The organism is Corynebacterium sp. HMSC056F09 (assembly GCF_001815785.1).
In the GTDB taxonomy this organism is placed as follows: Bacteria; Actinomycetota; Actinomycetes; order Mycobacteriales; family Mycobacteriaceae; genus Corynebacterium; species Corynebacterium hiratae.
The window spans coordinates 145,208-151,690 of record NZ_KV821945.1 but is presented as its reverse complement, the minus strand read 5'-3'; the positions used below and the strand labels follow the sequence as shown (position 1 = coordinate 151,690).

At 54.7% G+C, this 6,483-nt stretch carries 7 protein-coding genes; all 7 read right to left on the bottom strand.

Going from position 1 to position 6,483, the window contains the following annotated elements; all coding sequences use genetic code 11:
- Positions 1 to 117 precede the first annotated feature (117 nt).
- From cas2e to casA, 7 genes are read right to left on the bottom strand one after another with little or no spacing between them, the layout of a single operon-like run.
- A complete protein-coding gene (gene cas2e, locus HMPREF3056_RS13080) occupies positions 118 to 474 on the bottom strand; it encodes a type I-E CRISPR-associated endoribonuclease Cas2e (RefSeq protein ID WP_083317803.1) in 357 nt (118 codons plus the stop codon).
- On the bottom strand, positions 471 to 1,409 hold the full coding sequence (gene cas1e, locus HMPREF3056_RS08835; protein ID WP_070754581.1) for a type I-E CRISPR-associated endonuclease Cas1e: 939 nt from the start codon (positions 1,407 to 1,409) through the stop codon (positions 471 to 473). Before cas1e ends, cas2e begins: the two co-directional genes overlap by 4 nt.
- Entirely contained in the window at positions 1,409 to 2,101 is a 693-nt protein-coding gene (cas6e, locus tag HMPREF3056_RS08830) for a type I-E CRISPR-associated protein Cas6/Cse3/CasE (RefSeq protein WP_070754580.1), read from the bottom strand. The genes cas1e and cas6e overlap by 1 nt, the downstream gene beginning before the upstream one ends.
- On the bottom strand, positions 2,098 to 2,814 hold the full coding sequence (gene cas5e / locus HMPREF3056_RS08825) for a type I-E CRISPR-associated protein Cas5/CasD (protein ID WP_070754579.1): 717 nt from the start codon (positions 2,812 to 2,814) through the stop codon (positions 2,098 to 2,100). Before cas5e ends, cas6e begins: the two co-directional genes overlap by 4 nt.
- A gap of 16 nt (positions 2,815 to 2,830) precedes the next feature.
- Positions 2,831 to 3,985: a type I-E CRISPR-associated protein Cas7/Cse4/CasC gene (gene cas7e / locus HMPREF3056_RS08820; protein ID WP_070754578.1), complete on the bottom strand. Its 1,155-nt coding sequence runs from the start codon at positions 3,983 to 3,985 to the stop codon at positions 2,831 to 2,833.
- Between the two features lie 32 nt (positions 3,986 to 4,017).
- Positions 4,018 to 4,686, bottom strand: a complete 669-nt coding sequence (gene casB, locus HMPREF3056_RS13075) for a type I-E CRISPR-associated protein Cse2/CasB (RefSeq protein ID WP_083317802.1) — start codon at positions 4,684 to 4,686, stop codon at positions 4,018 to 4,020.
- Positions 4,679 to 6,424: a type I-E CRISPR-associated protein Cse1/CasA gene (gene casA / locus HMPREF3056_RS08815; RefSeq protein ID WP_070754577.1), complete on the bottom strand. Its 1,746-nt coding sequence runs from the start codon at positions 6,422 to 6,424 to the stop codon at positions 4,679 to 4,681. Before casA ends, casB begins: the two co-directional genes overlap by 8 nt.
- Positions 6,425 to 6,483 lie beyond the last annotated feature (59 nt).

Here is a 6,483-nt window from a genome sequence, read left to right as displayed (position 1 = left end):
TCATCCCCGCTCACGCGGGGAGCACCCTTGTTGAACAGCGAGTTAAGGAGCCCTGGGCTCAGTTTACATACGACTTCGCAAAGACAAAGAATAGGTTGTGTTGCGTCCCAGTCCTTTCTATTTCCCTTTCTGCTTCCGATAGGCAGAACGGACCTGACGTGCTCGCGACCAACCAGTTCTGCTCTGCACGGGCTTGCGTCCAGGAGAAGGACGAACCATAAGAGTGACTCCATCGAAATCTGTTGGCTGCCAATGGTGCCGATGCGTTCTAAACTCGAGGCCTTGTTCATTGGCTGCCGAATAGACCAATAACGCTCTTCCGTCTTTACATAGTTCGACTGTTCGCTCCCACAACAAATCACGGATTCTTGCGGAAGGACGGCCAACAAATACACCCGGTGTGAGTTCAATAAGCCATTTCGATAGATCACCCCGTAATCCAGCGGGGCATGCTGTTACTACGAGAACGATCACGAAAGTGTCTCCTCTTCAGCCCAATTCATTCCCGAAGCAATAACCTCAAGTTCACTCCACAACATGAGTTCAACATCGCTGACGAGCTCTTCATCAGGCACGTCGAACAACGCCTTCAAGTCTTTCACCATGCGCGGCATGAGCCTGTGCGAAACAACATAATCGCGAACGCGCCGACGGACTTCCGTCGATGGTTTTCCTTTGGCCGCAGCGACAGTGTCGAATGCAGCCGGGATCGAAATCTCTGCCTTGTATAAATCTGCGATGTCATAAACAAAGGATCGATCGGTTCCCGTGTGAATAACTCCTAACGCTGGAACGAAACCTAGTGCAGCGATAACAGCATGTGCTACACCATAGAGCGCTGCGCTCGCAGCGGTAAGCGCCTGGTTGATTGGATCCGAAGAATCGAAGTCATTCGGATCGTAGGATCGACGATTCCAATAAACTCCGGTCCGTTTCGATTCCGCTTCGTAAACTTTCTTCATCCTCGCGCCTTCCCGGCCGCGTAGTTGTGCCATGGTCAGACTTGACACATCTTCGCCAGGAAACCGCATCGAGTACATGCGTCGCGCACAATTCAAACGCTTGCGCTGATGGGTGACTACCTCCGCTTGGATTTCTGCCATGCGGCTTGATTTCGCTGGCGGACGGCCGTGCGCGTAGTACCGCACACCGCGCTCCCCTACCCATATGGTGCTCACGCCGGCATCGCCAAGCAAAGCCATAGCCGCGTAAGTAATTTTTGTCCCAGGCCCTAAAAGAAGTGCGGCAATTTGGGTAGCTGGAAGGTGCGCGATCCCCCGTTGATCCAGGATCGTGAGCGAATTCCCATCACGGTTCACCACACAACGCTCAGCGTAAAGAAAACTGATGCGGTCCCCGACGCGTGCCAATGCCTGGCGTGCGAGAGGGACCTCACGTGGCATAGCCATTAAGAAACTGCCGCCAGCGTCATCAGGCCACAACCATAGCCACGAGCACGGCCAATGCCGTGAGTAAGTGTGGAGCGGAGTAGATGAGGCTCGGTGACCTCCAAGGTGCCACGATAGCGGGCCGTTACGATACGGATAGGACGTCGGTTCTCCCCTTTACGGAAATCGAGGGAGCGTCTTTCCACGATGGCTGTTTCGTCCTCTACCGACCAACGAGCACGTTCTTCCGCAGACACCGCATCGTTGGCGCGAGGAGCCAGCGCAAAACCCGCCTTTGCTGCCCGAGAGTAAAGCCACTCAAGCTGGTGCTCCACTGAAACATGGGCCTTAACTTTGCCGCGCTTTCCGTCGTTAGACTGAGAAAAGGTTGGGTTTGCTAGCAGTTCAAACCTCCATCGTTGCCCCTTCTGCAGTGAACTCAACAGGCGGGTGTAATCAAGGGACTGGGCGGGACGTGTGTCGTAGCCAGCCTGCTCTACGATTCCCGAAGCTGTCGGTTTCTCAGGGCCAACAATGTATAGGACATTCTCGTGTCTATTGCGATCAATCCGCCACAACAACCGAGCTTCATCGGTATCGATGTCCGGCGGAAAAGCTGCGCTAACTGCCGCATGCATAGCATGTGGGTTCGTCAGCAGCTTTCGCCCTTGACGCAGCTGTGGGTTGATCAAGATTTTAGTTAGCGTGGTCATGCGTTCATCACCGCTTCCATGAATGGGTCTGGTCGCAGCTGCGAGGCATCCAAGGGGTTATCCACCGTGGCGCTTTCGCGTTGAACTACTGTGCGCCACGAGTACTTACGGTGCCTCGGGTCGAAAGACACGGGAACGTCCTGCAACGACTCACCTACTTCACCTGGCTTCGCGTCGCGATAGATCGGCAGGGCGACCTTCTCCCCGCAGGTCTTCATGTACTCCTTTGTGGCATGCCACGTAGGGTGTGCTTGGAGCGCCTCAACCGCAGGCTTATCTACGATTCCCTGCACTACATTCGGCGGAGCCGGACATGACCGCCGTCCCAAGAAAATAGGGAACGCAGGTTTGTGTAGTGCTTCTACCAAGCCTTCGAGCAATTCACGGTCTTCAGCTTCGATCGCAGCAACAAAAGCAGCATCGGATAGGAAATAACGTGTAATCAACTTTGCAGATGCTTGAGGATTGCGCTGCCAATTCTGCGCGGTCTGGTAGTCGCGAAGCAAACTGCCGGACTGGTCAACTCGCACAGCGAACGTCAGACGTGCGAGATCCTCAATGTCGTCGGTCCGTCGGCGACCTTCTGCAGCGGCAAGCATGCCGAGCACTCCCGACTTCGATGGAATCTGAGATGTTGTTCGCGTTGTATAGCGCGATTCGTTGCCCCAAGACTGCAAGGGGGCTTTGAGTAGTAGTAATAAGCTCGATGTCATGAGATGACTCCCTTCACTAGGACTGGGAGGAATCCAACGCTGCGGTGAGACGTTCCGAAAGCTCGGGCAGAGTAACGGTCTCAGCAATGTCAGCGAACGGTGCTCGCGCTTCGCTTACGCCAACCACGAATGCAGCCAATGGCTTTAGCCCGTAGTTCTCCTCAAACTCCTTTTCTTCCTTTGCTAGAGCTTCGGCACCAGCGATGCGCAAATTCTTGTCATCGGTGGCTTGGACCGGCTCCTCGAACGCCGTCACAAGGCTGACCGGACGTGTATCCCGCACCGTGACATAGACCAGCTCGGGCAGCGTGTGGTTGGCAAAAGTGTTGATCTTGCCGGTCGGCATGGACTTGATGAAGGCGTCGACAAACTGAACCGCTGCCTGCTTCGCGTTCTCTTCGGAGTCAAGATTCTCCTTAAGGCCTGCTACATTCACGGTGGCAAACCGGTACAGGGTGGAGGACATCATTTGGACCGTGCCGATCATCCCAGCGCCTGTCTCTTCACCGTCTTCTGCCAGATCGTCGACAGCAGTGAAGTAATCGAACTCCGGAGCACTATCGTGAATGCCCAGCGCATGAGCGACCTGCACTGCGGCATCGACGTTAAAGGCAGCGTCATCAGCAATCATGCGACCAAACATCGCCATATCAACCGAGTGCTGAGTATCGAGAATTTCCTTCGCCTCAGCCTTTTTGATCTTCTCTCCGTCTGCAGCGACGATTGCCCGGACCGCGCGGTCAATCTGCTGCGGGCTCAAGAAAATGAGGTATTTGGTGCGCGGATAGCGGGCTTCCTTGAGGAGCTCTTCTTTATCCTCGACTTCGGACTTTTCTAGTTCCTTGATCCGCTTGTTATCAACTTCGGTCGAAATTCCTGCGACCTTGAAGAGGTCACTAACCTGCTTGATTGCGCGCTCGGCATCCCAGCCTTCGTGTTTCTCAACCAGCTTGGCGATCTTCTCCGGCAAGCGCTTCGAGCGGTCTCCCACAGACTCAGGATCAACATTCTTTTCAAAGTAGCTACGGATTGCGCGCTTCCAGGACTGGGAGGACACGCGCTGGCGCGGGACTCCACCAAAAATAGCGGACTTAGGTGCACCTGTATCGTCGCGGTTGATCAGGGATGGCGGCAGCGTTTGCAGTGCGTGGATATCAATGACAAGTGACATGGTGAACTTTCCTTTCAGTTCAAGAGTGTTGTTTAGGATTCAGAGGTTTTCGTGCTTTTAGTAAAAGCACCAGTGGCAAAATCACGACCCCATCTCAAAAGAACTCCCTGGCGACGATTCTGATCAGCTTGGGTAGAAGTACGAGCGTTGAGAGTTCTGAGGTCTTGTGCAAATTGTCCATAGTCAAAGCCAGTTTTTGCGCCGCGGAGCAGTGTGATGAGCGAGCGGATATGGATCAATCGGGAGGCTTCATCGCGTGCAACGAGCATGGCATCGAAGCGGGGTTTTGTGGACTGCGATTCGCTCTGTGCAAAGAAACGGCCGCATGCACGGGCAAAGCTTTGGCCTTCAACGTGGGCGTCAGTCGTCGCGCTTTGCATGTGTATACCAAACATGACGAGAGCATGAAATGCTGCAGACTCCGATGCTGAAGGAGCGTTTCCTCTGCCGAGTTCTTTCTCGCTGAGGGGCGGGTGAAGGCTTAGTAGAACTTCCTCCAGAGCTAGAGGCTGGTTGTTAAGGGGAGCGGAAGCATACTTGCGAAGGTTCGCAAGCGTTGCACGAGCTTGCGCGCTCTGCGCGTGGTTTGGTGAGCGCAAGATGGCGAACTGCAGGTCGTTTGCAGTCCGAGCTACTGCTGGGCGCAAGGTTGCCCCTGTCAACGTGCTCGGATTGTCAGTGGTAGTTGGAGTGTTAGTCATCGGAGTCATCCTCGTGTGGTTTTTCAGAGGCATCTGTGCCCGGGGTAATGCGAGAGACCGTCAATGGAAGGTCCTTGTCCAGCCTTCGATGCAGATGACGGTAAAGCGAGCCGGCTGAAACTATTCGTCCCTTGCCGCTGTCTCCGGCGTCGACTTCCCTGCCAACGATGGCCTTTGTTCCAGCACCACGAAGAAGTTCGCGAGCGTCACGAAGCACCTGCTCGCGGAGCTGTTTTTGCCAATCAATCTGCCCCGTTCCAGCGTTGTCAGAGTTCAAGCCTGCCATCCACGCCAGGAAGAGCGGCTCAAGGCGAGCATAGAACCGGTCTGCAGTACTGCTTCCGAATTCATAGTCACCGCCAGCGGCGACAAGCAGTTGACCGGCAAACCAGCCGAGGCTGATAGCTGCTTTTCCGGTTTTCTCAGCAGAGGTGCGAACTGCATTGCGCACCTTCCGGCCCGTATCATCAGCACGCAGAACGACGAGTGGCAAGCCAATCGTAGCGGTGAATGTCGAGGCTACAGACGATTCCTGTGGGCCATACTCCATCGACACTAAAGCAAGGTCGAGAAGGTTCTTGTCCAAGTACCCATCCGCTTCGAGTTCTGCCAGGTTGGATAGGTTCCGCGGCCGCTTTGGGGCTTTGTTTTTTCCATTATCGAATCCGGGGTCATCCTCCAACGCGATCAATGCATCGAGTGCTCGCCACATTGTCCGAGTCGGGTCATAGGGGCGGGCATAATATGCAGGTGTCCCCTTCTTCGACTGGTTCGGGCTGTAGCGGTAGGGAGTCATGGGATCGCCCATGACATTCTTTCCTGCATCTGGAATACGGTCACCGTTGGATACGAGTACTTGGACTGCACGGTCGCCTTCGAAAAAGAGACGGATACGCCGCGCCTGCCACGTAGCGAGATCGACCGCACCGTGCGGTACAGCACCTATGTCATCATTTGATCCTGGTCGCTGCGCTGCGGTGTCGGGTTCACGTTCCCAAACAGGAGTATCCGCGTGCACAGCTCCTCCCTCTTGGGAATCCAAGACCGCTGACGGCGGGGTATTGAGAATCAGAGTCTCAAGAATCCCACCTTCGCCTAGGACAATCGTGCCGCCAGTGCGTCCGGTCCACCCGGTTCCGATGGGGTATCCCTTGCCTCCTTTGACACGCGGATCCCCTTCCGCTCCTGACTTAATGCCTGAGAAATCAAACGCCTGAGTGTGAATGAGCCACCGGGCTGCCTCATCAAGGGCTAGCGATTCTCGCCCTTCAGCTGTGCGCATGGTGAAGAAATCGTCGGCGGCTTCCGGAACAATGAACGATACTGGTCGGGTTGCACCTGACTTCGTATGCAGGTCAGCGACTTGCATGAAGGGAGCACTCGGTGAAAGAAGATCAAACCGATCTTCAAAGCCTTCGAGGTAGTCAAGGACCACGTCATCGCGCTTCTCGTTTACAAGCTGGTCACGCAAATCATCGAACCATTCTGGCCAATCAAAATCTTCCCAATTATTGCCCGCGTAGCTTTCTACAAGTTCTAGAGCGTGCGCCCGCCAAAAAATGGCCAGCAGCACACGAAGCACCGCGTAGTCTTGGGTTGGCGAGTCGCCGACGACTTTATAGGCGTCACCTCGACCCGAAAAGATATCGCGGATGCTCAAACTTACAGGCTGGTTGGTACCATCCATGCACTTGATCCATGGCTCATCGAGAAGGTTAAACGTTAAGGTTTCAGTCATTCTTCTTTCGCCTCCTTTCTTTGTCTTGTTGTGGGTTGTTGATTGTCGTAGAGGGGCCT

Coding starts and splice junctions, on each gene's coding strand:
- cas7e (WP_070754578.1), bottom strand. CDS start 3,985: ATGTCACTTGTCATTGATATCCACGCACTGCAAACGCTGCCGCCATCC.
- cas6e (WP_070754580.1), bottom strand. CDS start 2,101: ATGACCACGCTAACTAAAATCTTGATCAACCCACAGCTGCGTCAAGGG.
- casB (WP_083317802.1), bottom strand. CDS start 4,686: ATGACTAACACTCCAACTACCACTGACAATCCGAGCACGTTGACAGGG.
- cas5e (WP_070754579.1), bottom strand. CDS start 2,814: ATGACATCGAGCTTATTACTACTACTCAAAGCCCCCTTGCAGTCTTGG.
- casA (WP_070754577.1), bottom strand. CDS start 6,424: ATGACTGAAACCTTAACGTTTAACCTTCTCGATGAGCCATGGATCAAG.
- cas1e (WP_070754581.1), bottom strand. CDS start 1,409: ATGGCTATGCCACGTGAGGTCCCTCTCGCACGCCAGGCATTGGCACGC.